This is a genomic window from Pelagibacterium xiamenense (genome assembly GCF_021166475.1).
In the GTDB taxonomy this organism is placed as follows: Bacteria; Pseudomonadota; Alphaproteobacteria; order Rhizobiales; family Devosiaceae; genus Pelagibacterium; species Pelagibacterium xiamenense.
Map to the genome: position 1 here is coordinate 748575 of NZ_JAJOYS010000001.1, position 19511 is coordinate 768085.

Sequence of the window (19511 nt, forward strand, 5' to 3'; positions counted from 1 at the left end):
TCCATCGGACCCGAACCGGCCTGGCGGACAATCCCGGAGCGCCGCGGGATCAAATGAGGTCTCGGCTCAACCCCACGCATCCCGTCTCTCCAATCCTGCCCTCACCGGAAGCTCGTATGCATCCTCGCCCTTGGTGCGGCCGTGAGGAGAAGTATGGCAGGGGTTTTGGGGGCGGGGATAAGTTTGCGGCAAGGTGCTGGGATTGTTGCTGAAATCCCCGCATTTCCGTCTTGCGCCAGACGGAAGTGGGCCTGGTCAATCAAGGCGGTACCGAGGATATGGCCGAGGGTGTCGGCACATAATCGACGTTTGCGGTGCAACGCGATAGCCTGAGCGCCTGTTCCGATTCCATCGAACCGGAAATCTCCTGCGGGCAGGGAGCCCATCTATGGCTCATACGACTGTGACTCAAGCGATAGACATCGCCGCTTCTCCTCAAGCGGTATGGGACGCGCTGATTGACCGGGAGCGGGGCCTTGTCTGGCGCAATGCGGACTATGACACCGATTGGCAAGCGGGTTCTCCGATTGCAATATCGGCGCAGATCGGGCCCAAACGCTACCGGGACAAGGGGACCGTGCTGGCTGTAGAGGAGCCAGTGAGGCTCGTTTATACGTTTTGGCCGCGTGTTTCTGGCTTACCCGACAGCCCGGAGAACTATTCGGTCGTGACGCTGCAACTGGTCCCGCAGCTGGCCGCAACGACACTCAAGGTCGCGCACTCCGTCCCGCCTTCTCCGCCGCGCCGAGGCAAGGGGTTTGAAATCGGTCCCGAATCCGGTTGGAAACACGTTGAGTTCTACTGGCGCACGACCTTGCCGCTGCTGCGCGACCTCATTGAGGGTCGCGATAGTCCTGCGCTGCGTATTGCAAGGCTCAACGCCCGCGCCGATTGACCAGCGCGCCTGCCTGGGCGCCAAGCCATACCGTGCCAAGCCACGCCCCAAGTGAAAGCACGACATAGCCGAGCGCCATGCCGACAGCTCCGGCACGCGCCAAGGCAACGGTTTCGAGGCTGAAGACGGAAAACGTCGTGAACCCGCCGCAAAACCCGGTCATCCAAAAGTGCCGCCCGGTCGAATGGAGCGGCCAGCGTCCCGAAGGCGCGCCGATAACAGCGATGAAGCCGATAAGGAGCGAGCCCAGCCCGTTGACGATGAGCGTTGCCCAGGGCAATCCGGCACCGAACGGGACGGGGACGGCTAGCGAGATGAGCGCCCTGCACACCGCCCCGATAGCGCTCCCGGCGGCTATGGCCAGTGAAAACCGTGCCGCGGTCCTCACAACGCCCACCCGAGCCAAAGGCCAAGAGCAGCCCCCGAGATACAGGCGGCGAATGATGCCGCGATATATCCGAGCGCGTGGGCATACTTGCCCGAACCGGACAGTTCGAGCACCTGCAGCGAGAACGATGAAACGGTCGTATAGCTGCCCAGAGCCCCGGTCGCCAGCAGCGTCCAGTGCGCCTGTCCGCCGGTCGCCAGCGTGTCGGGGGCGAGCGTCAACCCGGCGATGAGGCCGATGGCGACAGTTCCGGTGGCATTGACGACAAGAAAACCCCAGCTTGCGTGTCCGAGCCAGTCTGTCGTCAGGCGCGCTACCCAGTAACGCAGCACTCCGCCCGCCGCCCCTCCGAACGCAACGAGCAGCAAAGAGGGGAGCAGGGTGATCATAGCAGTAGCCAGGCTGGGTTCGCCGTAAGCTAGTCGATTGTCTTGAAAAGAAAAACCCCGGCGGTGGCCGGGGTCAGGTTCGTCGGGAGGAACGATCAGCGCTTCTTGCGGTCGATCTGATGATAGGCGCGCCGCGAATGGAAATCGCAGTAGGGTTTGCCCTCGTCGGATTCGCGTCCGCAGAAATGGAAGTCGGAGTTCATCGGATCGCCGATCGGCCACTTGCAGGTCTTTTCCGACAGCTCGAGCAGCGAGATGCGCTCTTCGGGCGGGATGACCAGTTCGGCGACCTTGTTTTGAACCTCGACCTCGACTTCGAGGGTCTCTTCGATCTTGAGCGCGGTCGCGCCCATCACAGGCGCGGAGGTCGTGCGGCGCTGGCTGGCCGCATAGCTGGTGCCCGATCCGCCGCTTCGGCTGCTGCCACCTGATCCGCCCGAACCGGGCCGTCGCGGGGTGCTCGCGCGCGGTGCCTTGGCGCGCGGGGCGACATTGGTCGGCTTGGCCCGCGCCGACAGCTTAAGCCGGTGCACCTTGCCAATCACCGCGTTCCGCGTCACGCCATTGCTCAATTCAGCAGCGATCTGGCTCGCACTCAGCCCTTCCATCCAGAGCTTCTTGAGCAGCGCAACGCGCTCATCCGTCCAGGTCATGGTCTAGCTCCACCGCAATTAACTTTTATAGAGTCCGTTCCCGCACCGCCAATCGCCACTGGCAGTAAAAGCACTACGTGTCGTATGATGATGGGGTCCGCCACACGAGATGTCGTGTACCCAATGACTTCATCCTACACAGGCGGCGGAATCGGTTTCAAGTGAGAGAACCGAGTTTCCCCCGGGTTATCCCACCACAAAACGCACTGCCGTCGCCGAGAAGCCCTTCGCTGTTGCACGCGGTCCACAGCGCGCGACCGGGACGTGCTAAACTGCGAATGTGGCACCGATGAGTCGAGCCGGTGGCCGTGCTGCCCCAAACGCCGAAATCCGGGGCCCCACATTGACTTTTCACCCTCCGGGCAGCATAAGCAGGGCGATAACGGCGTACCTGAACGCTGGGCGGTTCCGTGATAGTGCGACGGGGCGGCGCCAGATAAAGGTGCGCGTTTTTCATTTGGGCCCGCACGGCCTCTCCCGCGTTTCCGAGACAAATAGAAAAGGTCCTCGTCCCATGTCTGCGCTCTATGGCACGTATGCCCGGTCCGAACTCGCTTTCGAGCGGGGCGAGGGCGTGCGATTGTTCACGGGCGACGGGACCGGCTACCTCGATTTCAACTCGGGAATTGCCGTCAATGCGCTCGGGCACGGGGACGCTCATGTCGTTGCGGCATTGAAGGCACAGGCCGACAAGGTCTGGCATGTCTCCAATATTTTCCGCATTCCCGAGCAGGAAAAGCTCGCCGAACGGCTGGTTGCATCGACCTTCGCCGATGCTGTCTTTTTCACCAATTCGGGCGCCGAGGCCGTCGAATGCGCTATCAAGACCGCCCGGCGCTATTTCTACGACAATGGTGAAAAGGACCGCTACGAGATCATCGCCTTTACCGGTTCGTTCCACGGCCGGACGATGGCGACCATCGCGGCTGGCGGCAACCCCGGCTATACCGAGGGTTTCGGCCCGGTCGTGCCCGGTTTCAAGCATACCGCGCCCGGCGATCTCGCCGCGGTCGAAGCGCTCATCGACGACAAGACCTGCGCGATCCTCATCGAACCGGTGCAGGGCGAGGGCGGCGTGACCGCGATGCCCGATGCGTATCTGAAGGGGCTTCGGGCGCTCTGCGACAAGCACGGCATGTTGCTGATTTTCGACGAGATCCAGTGCGGCTATGGCCGGACAGGCAAGTTCTTTGCCCATGAGTGGGCCGGTGTAACCCCCGACATCATGACCGTCGCCAAGGCGATCGGTGGCGGATTTCCTCTTGGTGCCTGCCTTGCGACCGAAGAGGTCGCCAAATGCATGGTGCCCGGCACGCACGGCTCGACTTATGGCGGCAATCCGCTCGCCTGCGCGGTGGGCAATGCCGTGCTCGACCGTATCCAGAGCCCCGGCTTTATCGAGCACGTTGAGGAGATGGGCAAGGTTCTCGCCTGGCATCTCCAGCAACTGGCGCAGAAATACCCGCAATACGTCACCGAGGTGCGCGGCAAGGGTCTGATCGCGGGGGTCAGGATTACCCCGCCGGTCCGCGATTTCGTCGCACGGCTGCGCAACCACAAGCTGCTTGCCGTGGCCGCCGGCGAGAACGTGCTGCGCCTTCTGCCGCCGCTCATCGTCGAAAAAGAGCATATCGAAGAAGCGATGGAAAAGATCGCCAACGCCTTCGAGGAACTCGACGCCGAAACGGCCAACGCGGCGCAATAGGCTTTTCATCTCCTCTTAATTTGCCAGGACCCTGTCGCAATGACCGGACAGCCAAGACATTTTCTCGATCTCAAGGACATGCCAGCCGAAACGCTGCGGGGCATCCTCGATTTCGCCCATGAACTCAAAGCAAAACTCAAGGAGGGCGAGCGTCCGGCGCTCTTGGAGAACAAGGTTCTCGCGATGATCTTCGAGCGCCAGTCGACGCGCACGCGCGTGTCCTTCGATGTCGGCATGCGCCAGCTCGGCGGCGAAACGCTGATGCTCACCGGCCAGGAAATGCAACTCGCCCGCGAGGAGACGATCGAGGACACGGCGCGGGTCATGAGCCGCTACGTCGATGCGATCATGATCCGCATCCTCTCGCACGACGATCTGACGGATCTGGCGGGCGCGTCCTCGGTTCCGGTCATCAATGGCCTGACGCGCCGCTCCCACCCCTGCCAGGTCATGGCCGATATCATGACCTACGAGGAACATAACGGCTCGCTCAAGGGCAAGAAGGTCGCCTGGATCGGTGACAGCAACAACGTGCTGGCGTCCTGGGTCCACGCGACGGCGAAGTTCGGCGCGACGCTCGCGATCGCCTGCCCCAAGGAGTACTGGCCCGACCAGGGGCTCCTGTCCGATATCGCGGAAGTCGGCGCATCCGTGACGCTGGGAACCGATCCGGTGGAGGCGATTTCGCACGCCGACCTCGTGATAACGGACACCTGGGTTTCGATGGGCGACACCGACGAGGGCGAGCGTCGCCGGATCTTGAAACCCTTCCAGGTCAACACCAGATTGTTTGCCAACGCCAAATCCGACGCGCTCTTCATGCATTGTCTGCCTGCCCACAGGGGCGACGAGGTCACCGACGAGGTGATCGACGGGCCGCAGTCGGTTGTCTTTGACGAAGCCGAAAACAGGCTTCACGTTCAGAAGGCCATACTGTGCTGGGCCTTCGGGATCGAAACGCTTTAGCGCTTTCAGGAAAAGTGGCCCCCACTTTTCCGGTTCGAAAGCGCGACAGATTAAGGAACCGCCATGAGCGAGACTTCCCTCGAACAGTTCGGGCTCGATAGGCCCGAAAGCGGTGACGATGTCGTCGTGCCGTTCACGCTTGAAACCCTCGACAGCCGCGGGCGTGTGGTAAGGCTCGGCGATGCCCTCGACACCATCATTAACCGTCACGGCTATCCCGAGCCGGTCGCACGGCTTCTGGGCGAGGCAATTACACTGACCGCGCTGATCGGCACCTCGCTCAAATTCGAGGGCCGGTTCATCCTGCAGTCGCGCACCGACGGCCCGGTGAACCTGCTCGTCGTCGACTACGATACGCCGGATGGCCTGCGGGCCTATGCCCGGTTCGACCAGGACCAGCTCGATGCGCTGATTGCCGAGGGCACCACCAAGCCCGAAGACCTTCTTGGCAAGGGTATCCTCGCCCTGACTGTCGATCAGGGCGTCCACATGGACCGCTATCAGGGCATTGTGGCGCTTGAGGGCGAGGGGCTCGAGGAGGTGGCGCATACCTACTTCCAGCAATCCGAGCAGATCCCGACACGGGTGAGGCTCGCCGTTGCCGAATACTCCGAACGCGGCCAGCCGCGCCCGAGTTGGCGCGCCGGTGGCGTGCTGCTCCAGCATTTGCCCGAGCATGGCGGCCGTACGATGCCGGACCTGCCCGGCGACGGCGATTTCGAGAACGACGAGACAGCGGACCGCGACTTCGTCGAGGATGACCGCTGGACCGAGGCCAAGGCACTCCTGGACACGCTTTCGGACGCCGAACTCGCCGATCCCGAGCTCTCTTCCGAGCGGATACTGTTCCGCCTCTACCACGAGACGGGCGTGCGCGTGTTCGAGCCGCAGATCCTCGTGGAGCGCTGCACCTGCTCTGCCGAGCGCGTCGAGCAGATGATCAACGACTTCACGCCCGAAGAACGCGACGACATGGTTGTGGAGGGAGAAATCGAAGTGGTGTGCGAGTTCTGCTCGACCCACTACAGTTTCAATCCGAACCAGTTCTGACCGGGTCGGCCACCGTCGGCTGGCTGCGCAAACCTTTCCAAGTCTTGCCAAAAGTTCATTTGAGCGGATGCGCGAGCGCGGCTAGTTTTAGCCGTGCTTCGCGCCGCGAACCTGTGTTCTCGCGCGATGGTGCCTCCCGAGATCCGCCCGGTGGCTGGCAAGGAACGGTCCGTTGGACAAGACAAACACACTCGAACTGGACCCTCCGCCCGACCGTCACGATGGGCTGCGTATTCAGGCGCGTCCGAAACGCCGCTTCGGGCTTGTGAGCGCGCTGGTGCGTATCGCGATCGCGATCGCGATCGTCGGTGCCGCTGGCTATGCGGTCTATCAGATGGTTTCAAGTCGGCCCGAGGCGCCCATGCGGCGCAATATCGAACGCACGTTCACGGTGAGTGCCGTGGAGCCCGTCTACGGCACCTATAGCGCCAGCGTTCTGACTTATGGCGTTGTCACTGCGGCACGCACGATCGATCTGCGGGCACAGGTCGAAGGCCAGGTCGTCGAAGTCTCGCCGGACTTTGCCGCCGGGCGTGAGGTCGACGAAGGACAGCTTCTCGTGCGCGTCGATCCCTATGCCTATGACGGCGCCGTCATCGAGGCCGAGGCGGCGCAGGCGGATGCCGAATTGGCGCTCGCCGAGGCCCGGCAGGCTTATGCGCTCGAACAGAGCAATCTGGAGGTCGCGCAGGCATCTCTCGCCGCCGCGCAGAACGATCTTGCGAACGCACGCCGTCTTCTCGAAAGCGGCGCGGCGACCCAGCAGAGCGTCGATACCGCCGAATTGACGGTCTCCGAACGCCAGCAGGCGGTAAACCAGAGCCAGACGGACCTCTTTACGCTCGAAGCGGGAATAACGCGCCAGCAGGCGGCCGTCGCACAAGCGCAATACAACGTCGAAACGGCCCGGCGCGACCGGGCCAATACCGAAGTCACCGCCCCATTTACCGGAATTGTCACAAGCGCCGCGGCAACGGAAAGCGGCTATATCAGCGCCAACGAGGTGCTTGGCACACTTTACGATACGAGTGCGCTCGAGGTGAGCTTTACCGTTTCCGACAGGGAATATGGCACGCTCGCCGGCGCGGGTCTCGCGGGCCGCCCGCTCTCTGTCACCTGGAACCTCGAAACCGCATCGGTCACCGTCCCCGGCACCATCAGCCGTTCTGCCCCGGAGGTCGACGCGGCAACGGGCGGGGTAACGCTCTATGCGCACCTCGATACCGACGCCGCGGCGCAACTACGCCCAGGTACCTTCGTCTCCGTGGAGATCGAAGGCGTTGCCCACGAAAATGCGCTGCGCATCCCCGAAACCGCCGTCTATGACGACGACCACCTTTATGTCATCCGCGACGGCCGAATGGCCGCCATCGACGTTACAATTCTCGAGCGCGACAATGCCGAATTGATCGTCGCCGCCGATATCCCCGAGGGCGAGCGCATCATCACGACCCGGCTGTCCCAGGCCGGTGAAGGCGTTGCCGTCGTTGTCGAGGGCGAGGAAGACGAGCAGTCGGCTGGCGGGTCTGGAGACGGTCCCGGCGGCGGTGCTGTCGTGCGCGGGCCGGGGGGCTAACCATGCGTCCGTCGCCCGAACAGTCGCGCGGCGTTCTGGCCGCTATGGTCCGGCACCGCAATGCCGCCAACCTCTTCATGCTGTTGTTCGTGCTGTTCGGTATCTGGGGCATCAATAGCCTCAACCGGCAGCTCATGCCGAACACCGAAGTGAAGTCGGTCAACATCTCCGTCGCCTGGAGCGGGGCGTCTGCCGAGGACGTAGAGGCCAATATTCTCACGCTGATCGAGCCTGTGGTCAGCGGGCTCGACGGCGTCACCTCGATGGAGTCGTACGCCCGGGAAGGCGGCGGCACGATCTCGCTCGATTTCGAGCGCACGACCGATATGGCCGACGCGGAGCGGCGCGTGCAGACGGCGGTCGACGGGGTCAACAATCTCCCCCAGAGCGCCGAAACCCCGTCTATCTCGGCTCCGCGTTTCTACGACCCCGTTGCCGCAATCGGCATATCCGGGCCGTTCCCCGAGGAAACGCTGCGTCGCTATGCGCGCGAAATCCGCGATGGCCTTCTCGACGCAGGCGTCGACAAGGTCGAATTCACCGGCTATCGCGACCGGCAACTGCTCATAGAGGTCGATGACGCGCGCCTGCGGCAACTTGGGCTGACGCTCACGGATCTTTCCGACGCGCTCGAGCCCAATTTCTCCGACCAGCCCTCCGGATCCCTCTCGGGCGACTTCGACGCCCAGATCCGCGCGGCCGCCAATGAACTGTCTGTCGCCGAGATCGAAAGCACCGAAATCCTGTCATCAGCCAACGGTGACTCGCTGACCTTCGGCGATATCGCAACGATCACAGATACCTACGCATCCGATACGCCGCTGGGTTATATGCGCGGCGAGCCCGCGATCAAGCTCCAGATCTCGCGCTCCGCGACCGCCGACACAGTGACGACTTACGAAACCGTCCGCAACTACGTGGATGCCCTGCAACCCAGGCTGCCGCAATCCCTGAACGTCGTGGTTTTCGATGCCGCAGCCGAGCAGGTCAATCAGCGCCTGGCGCTGCTGATTTCAAACGGCATCGCCGGATTTGTGCTCGTGCTTGTCGTGCTCTTCGTCTTCCTCGACGGCCGTGTCGCGTTCTGGGTCGCCATGGGGATCCCGGTCGCGATCCTCGGGACGCTCGGCGCGATGTATGTGATGGGCCTGACTATCGACATGATCTCGATGTTCGCCCTGATGATGGTGCTGGGCATCATAGTCGACGACGCCATTGTCGTGGGCGAGCACACGGCGACGCTCTATCGCGAAGGGGCATCGCGCGCCGAGGCTGCCATTCAGGCCGCCCAGCGCATGGCGGCGCCCGTCATCGCCTCGGCGCTGACCACGATGGCCGCTTTCGCGCCGATCTGGCTCGTCGGCGATGTGGTCGGACAGATCATGTCGCCGCTACCCATCGTCGTGGTCGCCGTGTTGGCGGCGAGCCTCATGGAGAGCTTCTTCATCCTCCCCGGACACCTCGCCCACGCCATGCCGCGCGAACGCAAGCGGCCCGGTCCCTTTCGCCGCCGCTTCGACGCGGGCTTCAATGTCTTCCGCGACAGGATTTTCGGCACGCTGGCGCAATGGTCCTACACCTGGCGTTATCTGACCGCGGCGATCGCAATCGCGATCACGCTCGGTGCGCTCGGGCTCATCATGTCCAACCAGCTGCGCTTCGAATTCTTCCCCACCTCCGAAGGCGAGAGCTTCAATGTCTCCGCACGGTTTCAAGCTGGAACACCCCAGTCGGAGATGGCCGCCATCGTTCACGACATCGAGGCCGCAGTCGGCGCCGTCGAGCGCAGCCTGACGCCCGATGGGGAACAACTGATCGTGACGACCTATGCGGGCCTCGATCTCGACGAGGGCGAGGCCGACTTCAACGTCTATCTCACCCCGTCCGAGGAGCGTTCGGTCCGGACATCCGTGATCACGCAGGCGCTCGAGGACAACCTTCCAGCGGTCGCCGGGGTCGAGAACATCGGCATCCGTGAGTTTCGAGGCGGACCTCCGGGCCGGGCGGTTGACGTGCGCTTTGTGGGCTCGGACGCAGCGACCCTCAAGCAGGCGTCCGAAGAGCTGCAGGATGTGCTCGAGGGCTTCCCCGAAGTCACCGGCACCTTCGATACGCTCTTCTACGGCAGCCCCGAGCTCGTGATGAACATCAACGACCGTGGCACGGCGCTCGGGTTCAATCTCACGACGCTGGGCACGCAAGTCCGTGACGCCTTCGAAGGGCGCGACGTCGGCACGGTCATAACCCAGGACGACGAAATCACCGTTGTGCTGCAACGCGTCAGCGACGTCTCCGGCTCTCAAGCCTTGCGGTCGATGTGGGTGCGCACGCCGGAGGGCACCTACGTGCCTTTAACCTCCGTCGTCGATTTCTCCGAGCGTGACGGCTTCCGTTTCATCGCGCGCGAGCAGGGCCGAACCGCGGTTTCCGTGCGCGCCGATGTGGACGACAGCGTCGATAGCGGTGAAATACTCTCGCGGCTGGAAAGCGACTACCTGCCCACGATCGCCGCGCAGTACGGTATTTCCTACGAACTCGGCGGCCGCCAGGCCGAGCAGAACGCCGCGTTCGCCGATCTGGGCGTTGGCGCGATCTTCGCCATTGCCGTGATGTACATCATCATCGCCTGGATTTTCGCGTCCTATTTCACGCCGATCGCGGTGATGGCGATCATCCCCTTCGGGCTGGCCGGTGCGGTGTGGGGGCACTATCTGCTGGGGCACAATCTCACCATCGTCTCGCTGATGGGCATGCTTGGCCTCGGCGGCATTCTGGTGAATTCCTCGATCGTCCTGATCGCCCGCATGAACGAAAGGCTCGCCGGCGGCGAGGGGCTGCGCGAAGCCGCACTCGGTGCCGCGCGCGACCGGTTGCGCGCCGTGATCCTGACGTCGCTGACGACAATTGGCGGGCTGACACCGCTTCTGTTCGAAAAGAGCCTTGTTGCGCAGTTCCTGATCCCCATGGCGGTAACCATCGTTTCGGGCCTGGCGCTCGCCACGCTGCTCGTCCTGTTCCTCGTGCCGGCGCTGCTGGGCATCGGCGCCGATGTCGGTGCCTTCCTGCGCTGGGTGTTCCTGACCCCCAACGCGCCGACCTTCAAAGAGCTTGTCGCAGGCCGCCATCACGACGTTCCGCCGCAGGCCCCGGCCGAATAGCTATGCCCGCCAGAACCGCGGCGTAAACAGTACGAGCACGACGAGGACTTCAAGCCGTCCCACAAGCATGCCGATGGTGAGGAGCCATTTGGATGTGTCATTGAGCCCCGCGAAATTGCCTGCAGGCCCGATCTCGCCAAGGCCGGGACCGACATTGGCGAGGGCCGTCGCGCTGCCGCTGATCGCCTCGAGCGGTGCCATTCCGCTTAGGGAGAGCAGCACCGCGAGGATCAGGAAGCTCGCGAAATAGACGAAGACGAAGCTTTGCACCGAGGTCGAGACGTTATCCGGCAGCGGGCGGCCATTATAGCGCTTCACGTATATCATCGACGGGAAAACGATTTGCCGCACGTGCTGGTAGAGATCGCGCGCAAGAACCTGAAACCGGAATATCTTGATACCGCAGGACGTCGAGCCGGTGCAGCCGCCGATGAACATGATGACAAAGAAGATGGCCATCGAAAGCGGTCCCCAGGCACCATAGTCTGCAATTCCGAACCCGGACCCTGTGATGACCGAGACGACGGAAAACAGCGCCTGCCGGAATGCGGTCTCGCCTTCATGATGGTTTCCCGCGATCTGAACCAGCGCGACAAGGACCGTCGCGGCCCCCACGAGGGCCAGGAACAGCCTGACCTGGGAATCGCGTACGAGTTGCACCACGCTGCCTTGCAGAACGCCAAGATAGAGGACGAAAGGCAGGGCGCCCAGAATCATGAAGACCGTCGACACATAGTGAACAGCCGGCTGGGGGAAAGCCGCAAGCGAGGCGTCGCGCGTCGAGAAGCCGCCCGTCGCCACTGTCGACAGCGCATGCGCAACGGCATCGAACGCCGGCATCCCCGCCACCCAGTAGCAGACCGCGCAGGCGAAGGTGAGGAGCACATAGATGACGGTCATTGCCGAGGCTATCTGGGCGGCCTGCGGCAGGATCTTGTCGGGTGTTTCGAAAGCCTCGGCGCGGAACATCTGCATGCCGCCCACGCGCAGCATGGGCAGGACCGCGATGGCCATGACGACGACGCCCAGGCCACCGAACCATTGCAGCAATCCCCGCCACAAAAGGATGCCCGGCGGCGCCGTGTCGAGCGTGGTGATAACCGTGGCGCCCGTCGTGGTTATTCCCGACATCGCCTCGAACATCGCATCGGTGAACGTCAACCGCAGGTTCGAAAGATAGATCGGCAATGCGCCGAATGTCGTCAGGACCACCCAGATAAGGGTGGTCATCAAGAAGGCCTGCCGCAGGCTCAATTCCGACGTGCCGCCGGTCGAAGCGGCCCACAGGCCTCCACCGAAGATCGTCGTGATCAGCGCCGAGGTGAGAAAGACGAGCCAGTCCTCGTTGCCGTAGACGAAATCGGCCAGCGCCGGCAGGAGCATGGATGCGCCCAGCGCCGCAGTCAGTGCGCCGATCGCTGAAAAGATAGTGCGGAAATCCATGCTCTGCCTGCGTGCGCCGACGTCGGAAGGAAAACTAGACTTGATCGAGCGCGAACGCCAGATCGGCGATGAGATCCTCGGCATCCTCGAGCCCGACCGAAAGCCGCAGCAACCCTTCGGTGATCCCCATCTCGAGCTTGTCCGCGTCGGAGAAGCGCTGGTGCGTCGTCGTCGAGGGGTGGGAGATGATCGACTTGGCATCCCCCAGGTTGTTGGAAATGGCAATGACCGCCAGCGCATCCGCGGCTTTGAAGGCAGCCGCCTTGCCGCCCTTGACCGAGAATGCGACCAGCGTCGAGCCCGCGCCCATCTGCCGTTTGGCGAGTTCATACTGCGGATGGCTCTTGTGCAATGGATAGCGCATCGTTTCGATCTTGGGGTGGTCGGCCAGGAAATCGGCGATCTTTGCGGCGCTCTCGGTCATGGCCTTGACGCGCAGCGGCAGCGTTTCGAGACCCTTGAGCATCACCCAGGCGTTGAACGGGCTTATCGAGGGCCCGGTCTGCCGGATGATGGTATGGATATCGGCTTCGATCAGCTCTTTCGACCCCAGGATGATGCCGCCCATCGCGCGTCCCTGACCGTCGATGTGCTTGGTCGCGGAATAGGTGACGATATCGGCACCGAGTTCCAGCGGCTTCTGCCAGATCGCGGTGGCAAAGACGTTGTCGACGATGAGCAGGGCGCCATGCGCATGCGCGATCTTTGCGACCGCCTCGATATCGACGAGTTCGAGTGTGGGGTTGGTCGGCGTTTCCACGAAAATGAGCTTGGTATTGGGCCGCATCGCCTTTTCGAAGTTGGCTGGATCGCGGCCGTCCACGAGCGTGGTGTCGACGCCCCAGCGCGGCAGGTAATCCTCGATCACGAACCGGCAGCCGCCGAAGAGCGCCCGCGCTGCGACCGCGTGGTCGCCGGCACGCACCTGCGCCATGACGGCGGTCGTTACCGCGGCCATGCCCGTTGCCGTGGCGCGGGCGGCCTCCGCGCCCTCCAGAAGCGCCATGCGCTGCTGGAACATTTCGACGGTCGGATTGGAAAAGCGCGAATAGATGTGTCCCGGCTCATCGCCTTTGAACCGCGCCTCGGCACCGGCGGAGGTGGGATAGACAAAACCGGAATTGAAGAAGATGGCTTCGGAGGTTTCCCCATGCTGGCTGCGCTCCATGCCACCGTGGACCAGCATCGTCTGCGCCTTGCGCTTCTTGGGGTCGGAGAGCGGATTGCCGGCGTGGGACATGGGATACCTCGAATACAAAAAAACCGGCGCGCGAAATGCGGCCGGTGCGGATGGTCGCTTTAGCAGTCTTGTTTAAGGTGGCCTGCAATCGGACCGGCCAAATCACCACCTGATTGCCGTTTTCCGGCAATCTCCTCTGACTTACCGCCAAAACGCGCTTGGCGTCAATCGCTGCGATTGCTAACCAGTCTGAAGCAGACTGTGTGGGAGGCGTCGCAGAACTATGAGCCAGACCTGGCCCCAGGGCATCTTCTCGGCCCGCCTTATCAAGGATCTGGCTAAAAGCGGCGCCATCGCCTCGGGCAAGAAGTTCGATGCGGACCAGATTCAGCCTGCCAGCCTCGATCTGCGCCTCGGCGAGAAGGCGCTGCGCGTGCGCTCGAGCTTCCTGCCCGGTCCCAACCGGACCGTTGCCGAGCGCGTGGAAAACCTCAAGCTCCATGAAATAGACCTCAAGAACGGCGCCGTGCTCGAACGTGGCTGCGTTTATATCGTGCCTTTGCTCGAAAGCCTGGCGCTGCCGCCGGAAGTCGCCGCCGCCGCCAATCCCAAAAGTTCGACCGGGCGCCTCGATATCTTCACGCGCGTCATCGCCGACAACGCCCGCGGCTTCGATATGGTCCCGGCCGGCTATCATGGCCCCCTCTATCTCGAGATTTCCCCGCGCACCTTCCCGGTACTCGTGCGCACCGGCTCGCGGCTTTCCCAGATGCGTTTCCGCGTCGGCAATCCGCGTTTGACCGCCGCCCAGCACAAGGCGGTGCATAAAAAGGAAACGCTGGTCTTCGATCCCAACATGGACGTCGGGGAGGGCGTTTCGCTCTCGATCGATCTGATGGGCGAGGGCCGGGGCGGGCTCATAGGCTTTCGCTCCAAGCGCCACACGGCGGTTGTCGACGTGGACAGGAAAGACGCGCTCGACGTGCTGGATTACTGGGAGCCGCTTTACAATCGCGGCGACAACGAGCTCATCCTCGACCCTGACGAGTTCTATATCCTCGTCTCGCGCGAAAGCGTCCACGTGCCGCCCGATTACGCCGCCGAAATGGTTCCGTTCGATCCGCTGGTCGGCGAATTCCGGGTCCACTATGCAGGATTTTTCGACCCCGGCTTCGGGCATACGGACGCCGGCGGCGAGGGCAGCCGCGCCGTACTCGAGGTCCGCAGCCGTGAGGTGCCTTTCCTCCTGGGACACGGCCAGACCATCGGGAGGCTTGTCTACGAAAAGATGGCCGAGCGCCCGCAAATGCTCTACGGGTCCGCGCTGGGTTCGAACTATCAGGCGCAAAGCCTCAAGCTCTCCAAGCATTTCAAGTCGTTTGAGGGTTTGCCGGGGGTCACGCGGAGCGACTGAGGCGCGCATATCCCCGGCATTGCCTTGCCGGTCGGGGAACTCCTGATATGCGACATCGTTACCTGCCTGAAGGCGGTTTGGCCGATGGGCAGGAAAAAGTACGGAATTGCGGTTCCGCGCGTGCGGGACGATGGATTGCAGGTGGAAGATTCGACCCGTGCGCAGCGCATCTTCTGGGTTGTCGAACGCTGCGGTTGGGCGCTCTTTGCGGCGCTTCTCCTTCTGGCCATGTTCGGGCTCACAGGCTCCGGTGGACCGTTCGCACGGGCCGTCGTGCAGGATGGCTCTGGCAGGGTGGACTATCCTGCCATTGCCCGTTGGCACACGTCTGACGATCTACGCGTGACATTCGCTGGCAATGCAACGACCCATACGCTGGAGGTCTCGCAGGCGTTTGTCGACGCATTCGAGATCGGCAGCATGCAGCCGCGGCCGGCGACCAGCACGACGTTGGCGGATGGTATGCGTTTTACTTTTGAGGCCGGGCCGGACGCCGGCGTATCCGCGTCCGTGTTCGTGACCCCTCTCAATGTTGGATGGATGGACTATGCGGTCCGAATCGACGGCGGTGCGTCGCAAGAGGTACGGACGCTCGTCCTGCCGTAGGAGGCGACGATGGAATCGGTATTCCGGGGTGCTGCCATTTACGTGATCATGCTGATCGTTGTCCGCCTTTCGGGACGCCGAACATTATCGCAGCTGACGGCATTTGACTTCGTGCTCCTGCTTATCGTGGCCGAAACCACGCAGCAGGCCTTGTTGGGAGACGACTTTTCCATCTCCAACGCGGTCATCCTGATCCTGACGCTCTTCGGTATCGATATCCTGCTTTCGCACGTCAAGCGGCACCTGCCCCTGGCCGGCATCGTGATCGACGGCACAACGACCGTTCTGATCAGCAAAGGAGAGCCGGACTGGCGTGCCATGGCGCGGGCGCGCGTGCAGATCGGCGACGTGCTGGAAGCAGCGCGCATTCAGCATGGCCTTGCGCGCCTCGATCAGATTGACTTCGCCGTGCTCGAGGCAAGCGGCAACATATCGATTATACCGGCAGGAGCCGGAAAGTAGATCGAGGCACAGTTCAACGAAAAAGGCCGGGGCGAACCCCGGCCTTCGTTTCCAAACGGATGATCCGTTTACATCGCAGCGGCCGCGCGGGCCTCTTCGAGCCAGCCGTCGACCATGTCGCGGTTGTCTTCGATCCAGGTGGAAGCCTGGGCCTCGATGTCGTCGTCGCCTTCATTCATCGCGGCATTCTGCTCGAAGATATCGCCGAGCGGAATCTCAACGGCGTTGAGCAGAGCGCCCACGGCAGGATTGGCCTCGAGGAATTCCGTGTTGGCGACCGGGACGATGTCGTTGGCAACAAAGCCCATCCGGCACGGATCGGAGACGCAGTTTTCGATGCCTGCAGCGGCCTCTGGCGTTTCGACGCCTTCAGCTTCCGGCACTTCGATCCACACAACGTCTTCGCCCGGCTGGAGCTCGTTCACGGTCCAGTTGGGGGTCCAGGTGTAGAACAGGATGTGGTCGCCCGAGTCATAGGCGGCGATGGCGTCTGCCATTGAGGCCGAATAGCCCGCCTTGATCGGGTTGATGTGATCGCGAAGATCGTAGTCATCGAGATGACCTTCGATCACGACTTCACAGCCCCAGCCCGGAGGACACGCAACAAGATCGGCCTTGCCGTCGCCGTTGCGGTCGAACGCTTCCTTGACTTCGTCACGCTTGAAGTCGTCGAGCGAAGTGATGCCGAATTCCTCGGCGGCAGCGGTATCGATGAGATAGCCCTGAAGCGCGCCGCCCCGTGCAACAGCACCGACGATCTCGGCGCCCTGGCTGAACACGTCTTCATACGTGCTGTGCAGCGGGAACCAGCCGTTCACCCAAAGCTGAACGTCGCCCTGGGAGACCGCCTGATAGAAGGCCGGCGCATCGAGCGTCGTGATCTGGGGCACGTCGTAGCCGAGCTCCTGGAGGAGCTGGCGATAGATCTCGGCGTGGAAGAAGCCGGTGTCCCAGGTGGCCTGGGCCATGTTGACCGTGGTGCCTTCGCCGGGGGTGTCCTGGGCGACGGCGGGTGCGAGTGCGCCGACACCGACAAGGGCGGCGACGCCGAGCGTTGCAAGGGAGGATTTGAGACTGAACATGATGATCGCGTCTCCTTTTTGTTTTCGACAATTTGGACGGGCATCGGGCCCGCCATGCGAAAGGCGTGGGGCCTCGGCCCCAGCCTCTGGTTCGGGCGGGCTTAACCCGCCTTCTTTGTTTCGCCCTCGGGCTGAGAGCCCCTGGAGCGAAAGAGGTTCATCAGCGTTTGCCGCAGTGAAACCGTGTTGACACCGTTGGCCTCGCCCATGCCCTGCGTGATGCGGTCGAGGATGATGGCGAGGATGACGATGCCCACGCCGCCCGCGGTCGCGCCCCCCACATCGAGGCGTCCCAGGCCGGTATTGACCACGAGGCCGAGCCCGCCGGCGCCGATAAGCGCCGCGATCACGACCATCGAAAGCGCCAGCATCAGCGTCTGGTTGAGCCCGGCCATGATCGTGCGCAGCGCCAGGGGAATTTGGACATCCCAGAGCATCTGCCAGCCCGTCGACCCGAACGCATTTGCCGCCTCGATCAGATCGCCCCGCACGTTGCGGATCCCCAAATTCGTGAGACGTACGATGGGCGGCAACGCGAAGATGATGGTCGCGATGATCCCCGGCGTCGTCCCGACGCCGAACAGCATGACGATCGGCACGAGATAAACGAAGGAGGGAATGGTCTGCATGATGTCGAGAATGGGCCGCGTCACGGTCCAGAGCTTGTTGCTCCGCGCCGCAAGAATGCCGAGCGGGACACCGATCACGGCACAGAACAAAACGGCCGTGATGATCATCGCAAGCGTCGTCATCGTCTCGGGCCAGAGTTCGATCATGTCGATAAAGAACAGGCCCAGAACTGCAAAAAGGGCGATGCCGCGGCCAGCCCATTTGAGCGCCGCGAGCGCAAGCAGTGCCGTTGTGACGAGCATGGGGATCCACTGAAAGAGCCCATCCAGCCCATTCAGTGTCGCAGTGATGGGTACCTGTGCGGCGCGGAATACATCGCGGAAATTGGGAACGAGGAAGCCGCGGACGAAGGTATTCACCCAGTCGTCGAACGGAATGACGAGAAGATCGGCGGGACTAAACATTGGCGTCCCCCTTGCGCTGCATGGCCGGATCGGATGGCTTGTCGGCGTCGGGTTCGGATGTCTCGTCGCCCGACAGCTGTGCGAAGACGGACTCCGGCTCGACGATGCCGATCAGCCGGTCCTTTTCGTCGGTGACCGCGATTGGCAGGCCGGCGCTGGCCGCCCCGTAAAGGTCCGCGAGCTGATGCTCGCTTTCGGCCGTGGGATAGTCGGTAATCAGCACTTTGCTCAAGATGTCTCCGTCGACGCCGTTCTCGCGTGTGGCCGTCGCGAGGTCCTGGTACGTGACGACCCCCGCCACCTTCTTGCCGTCGAGAACATAGAGCGCGTTGCGGTTGAGCTCTTCCATCCGCCGCATCGCGACATCCGCGGTGTCCTTGCCCAGAACGACGGCCTCGGGGTCGTTAAAGACCGTATCGGCCGTAAAGACCCGACCGCGGTCGATATCGGCCACGAACGCGGCGACATAATCGTCGGCGGGCTCGGAAACGATCTCCTGCGCGGTGCCGACCTGCACGAACCTGCCGTCCTGCATGATCGCGATGCGATCGCCCAGAAGCAGTGCCTCGTTGAGGTCGTGGGTGATGAAGACGATGGTCTTCTTGAGCGTTTTCTGCAGCTCGAGCAACTCATCCTGCATTTCGCGGCGAATAAGCGGATCGAGCGCGCCGAAGGGTTCGTCCATCAGGAGAATCTGCGCGTCGGTGGCCAGCCCGCGGGCCAGCCCCACGCGCTGCTGCATGCCGCCCGAAAGTTCGGATGGCTTGCTGTCGGCCCAGGCTGTGAGGCCCACCTGGCCGAGCGCCTTGAGCGCGCGTTCGCGGCGTTCGGAGGCGCCGACGCCCTTGATCTTGAGCCCATAGGCAGCATTCTCCGCCACGGTCCAATGCGGGAAGAGCGCGAAATGCTGGAAGACCATAGTGATCTTGGAGCGCCTGATGCGCCGCAGCGTTTCCGCATCGCAACTGGCGACGTCTTCGCCGTCGATCAGGATTTCTCCGGAGGTTGGTTTGATCAGGCCGTTGAGCATGCGCACGAGCGTGGATTTGCCCGAGCCCGAAAGTCCCATGACGACGAAGATCTCGCCTTCCCCGACATCGAAATTTGCATCCTGCACGCCCACGGTCGAGCCGGTCGCTTCGAAAATCTCTTCCTTGGTCTCGCCCCGTTCCAGCCGCTCACGGGCTTCATCGGGTGCGTCGCCGAAAATCTTGAAGACATTCCGGACGGATAACTTGGCTTGCATAAGCTCCCTTACAGTTGTTCGATCGTATTTAAAGACACGAATCGAGAAAAGCAGAAATAGTTATTCGGCACGAAACATCGCAAGGCCAGAATTCTTATGAATACCAGCCCGGCAACGCACGTGAAATGATGTTCTGAATGCACAATAAGGCTGCGCTTGACTCAATTCAACCGCCGAATGGTCAAAAATCTACATAGCGCGCAACCCGAAACGGCTCGAAACCCCCGGAAACTCTTCGATTGCGGAGCGCTTCGCATCCGCGCC

Annotated in this window: 17 protein-coding genes and 1 riboswitch; of the genes, 9 read left to right on the forward strand and 8 right to left on the reverse strand. The window is 62.6% G+C overall.

The features are described from left to right. The first annotated feature begins 388 nt into the window (after nucleotides 1–388). Nucleotides 389–895: an SRPBCC family protein gene (locus tag LSG43_RS03690; RefSeq protein WP_231801389.1), complete on the forward strand. Its 507-nt coding sequence runs from the start codon at nucleotides 389–391 to the stop codon at nucleotides 893–895. On the opposite strand, the gene LSG43_RS03695 is transcribed toward LSG43_RS03690, so the two are convergent. The 3 genes from LSG43_RS03695 to LSG43_RS03705 all read right to left on the reverse strand — a co-directional run bounded on the left by LSG43_RS03695 (nucleotide 876) and on the right by LSG43_RS03705 (nucleotide 2325). Beyond that, nucleotides 876–1283, reverse strand: a complete 408-nt coding sequence (locus LSG43_RS03695; RefSeq protein WP_231801390.1) for a fluoride efflux transporter FluC — start codon at nucleotides 1281–1283, stop codon at nucleotides 876–878. The genes LSG43_RS03690 and LSG43_RS03695 overlap by 20 nt on opposite strands. Further along, nucleotides 1280–1672, reverse strand: coding sequence for a fluoride efflux transporter FluC (locus LSG43_RS03700; RefSeq protein ID WP_231801391.1), 393 nt, complete (start codon nucleotides 1670–1672; stop codon nucleotides 1280–1282). Before LSG43_RS03700 ends, LSG43_RS03695 begins: the two co-directional genes overlap by 4 nt. 95 nt (nucleotides 1673–1767) lie before the next feature. Continuing rightward, on the reverse strand, nucleotides 1768–2325 hold the full coding sequence (locus LSG43_RS03705) for a GcrA family cell cycle regulator (RefSeq protein ID WP_231801392.1): 558 nt from the start codon (nucleotides 2323–2325) through the stop codon (nucleotides 1768–1770). Nucleotides 2326–2839: 514 nt separating this feature from the next. Here LSG43_RS03705 and LSG43_RS03710 point away from each other — a divergent pair. The 5 genes from LSG43_RS03710 to LSG43_RS03730 all read left to right on the forward strand — a co-directional run bounded on the left by LSG43_RS03710 (nucleotide 2840) and on the right by LSG43_RS03730 (nucleotide 10780). Continuing rightward, entirely contained in the window at nucleotides 2840–4030 is a 1191-nt protein-coding gene (locus tag LSG43_RS03710; protein WP_231801393.1) for an aspartate aminotransferase family protein, read from the forward strand. A gap of 39 nt (nucleotides 4031–4069) precedes the next feature. Further along, a complete protein-coding gene (gene argF / locus LSG43_RS03715) occupies nucleotides 4070–4996 on the forward strand; it encodes an ornithine carbamoyltransferase (RefSeq protein ID WP_231801394.1) in 927 nt (308 codons plus the stop codon). A gap of 63 nt (nucleotides 4997–5059) precedes the next feature. After that, nucleotides 5060–6046 (forward strand): Hsp33 family molecular chaperone, encoded by a 987-nt coding sequence (locus tag LSG43_RS03720; RefSeq protein WP_231801395.1) that lies wholly within the window; start codon nucleotides 5060–5062, stop codon nucleotides 6044–6046. A gap of 172 nt (nucleotides 6047–6218) precedes the next feature. Next, a complete protein-coding gene (locus LSG43_RS03725; protein WP_231801397.1) occupies nucleotides 6219–7622 on the forward strand; it encodes an efflux RND transporter periplasmic adaptor subunit in 1404 nt (467 codons plus the stop codon). Between the two features lie 2 nt (nucleotides 7623–7624). Then, the gene (locus LSG43_RS03730; RefSeq protein ID WP_231801399.1) at nucleotides 7625–10780 is read left to right on the forward strand and encodes an efflux RND transporter permease subunit; all 3156 of its coding nucleotides are present in this window, start codon (nucleotides 7625–7627) and stop codon (nucleotides 10778–10780) included. Here LSG43_RS03730 and LSG43_RS03735 read toward each other — a convergent pair whose 3' ends face one another. Both LSG43_RS03735 and metZ read right to left on the reverse strand, forming a co-directional pair. Continuing rightward, nucleotides 10781–12223: a TrkH family potassium uptake protein gene (locus tag LSG43_RS03735; RefSeq protein WP_231801401.1), complete on the reverse strand. Its 1443-nt coding sequence runs from the start codon at nucleotides 12221–12223 to the stop codon at nucleotides 10781–10783. A 34-nt stretch (nucleotides 12224–12257) separates the two neighbouring features. Beyond that, nucleotides 12258–13463, reverse strand: coding sequence for an O-succinylhomoserine sulfhydrylase (metZ, locus tag LSG43_RS03740; protein WP_231801403.1), 1206 nt, complete (start codon nucleotides 13461–13463; stop codon nucleotides 12258–12260). Nucleotides 13464–13501: 38 nt separating this feature from the next. Then, nucleotides 13502–13582: riboswitch (SAM riboswitch) on the reverse strand. 104 nt (nucleotides 13583–13686) lie between these two features. On the opposite strand from metZ, the gene LSG43_RS03745 reads away from it, so the two are divergent. The 3 genes from LSG43_RS03745 (at nucleotide 13687) to LSG43_RS03755 (ending at nucleotide 15885) form a co-directional block, all read left to right on the forward strand. Beyond that, nucleotides 13687–14817 (forward strand): 2'-deoxycytidine 5'-triphosphate deaminase, encoded by a 1131-nt coding sequence (locus LSG43_RS03745; protein WP_231801405.1) that lies wholly within the window; start codon nucleotides 13687–13689, stop codon nucleotides 14815–14817. 84 nt (nucleotides 14818–14901) lie between these two features. After that, nucleotides 14902–15423 (forward strand): hypothetical protein, encoded by a 522-nt coding sequence (locus LSG43_RS03750; protein ID WP_231801407.1) that lies wholly within the window; start codon nucleotides 14902–14904, stop codon nucleotides 15421–15423. A gap of 9 nt (nucleotides 15424–15432) precedes the next feature. After that, on the forward strand, nucleotides 15433–15885 hold the full coding sequence (locus LSG43_RS03755) for a DUF421 domain-containing protein (RefSeq protein ID WP_231801409.1): 453 nt from the start codon (nucleotides 15433–15435) through the stop codon (nucleotides 15883–15885). A 68-nt stretch (nucleotides 15886–15953) separates the two neighbouring features. On the opposite strand, the gene proX is transcribed toward LSG43_RS03755, so the two are convergent. The 3 genes from proX to LSG43_RS03770 all read right to left on the reverse strand — a co-directional run bounded on the left by proX (nucleotide 15954) and on the right by LSG43_RS03770 (nucleotide 19247). Continuing rightward, entirely contained in the window at nucleotides 15954–16967 is a 1014-nt protein-coding gene (gene proX, locus LSG43_RS03760; protein ID WP_231801410.1) for a glycine betaine/L-proline ABC transporter substrate-binding protein ProX, read from the reverse strand. Nucleotides 16968–17068: 101 nt separating this feature from the next. Further along, the gene (locus LSG43_RS03765; protein WP_231801411.1) at nucleotides 17069–18001 is read right to left on the reverse strand and encodes an ABC transporter permease; all 933 of its coding nucleotides are present in this window, start codon (nucleotides 17999–18001) and stop codon (nucleotides 17069–17071) included. Then, complete coding sequence (locus LSG43_RS03770; protein ID WP_231801412.1) at nucleotides 17994–19247, reverse strand: quaternary amine ABC transporter ATP-binding protein; 1254 nt, start codon at nucleotides 19245–19247, stop codon at nucleotides 17994–17996. Before LSG43_RS03770 ends, LSG43_RS03765 begins: the two co-directional genes overlap by 8 nt. Nucleotides 19248–19511: the final 264 nt, after the last annotated feature.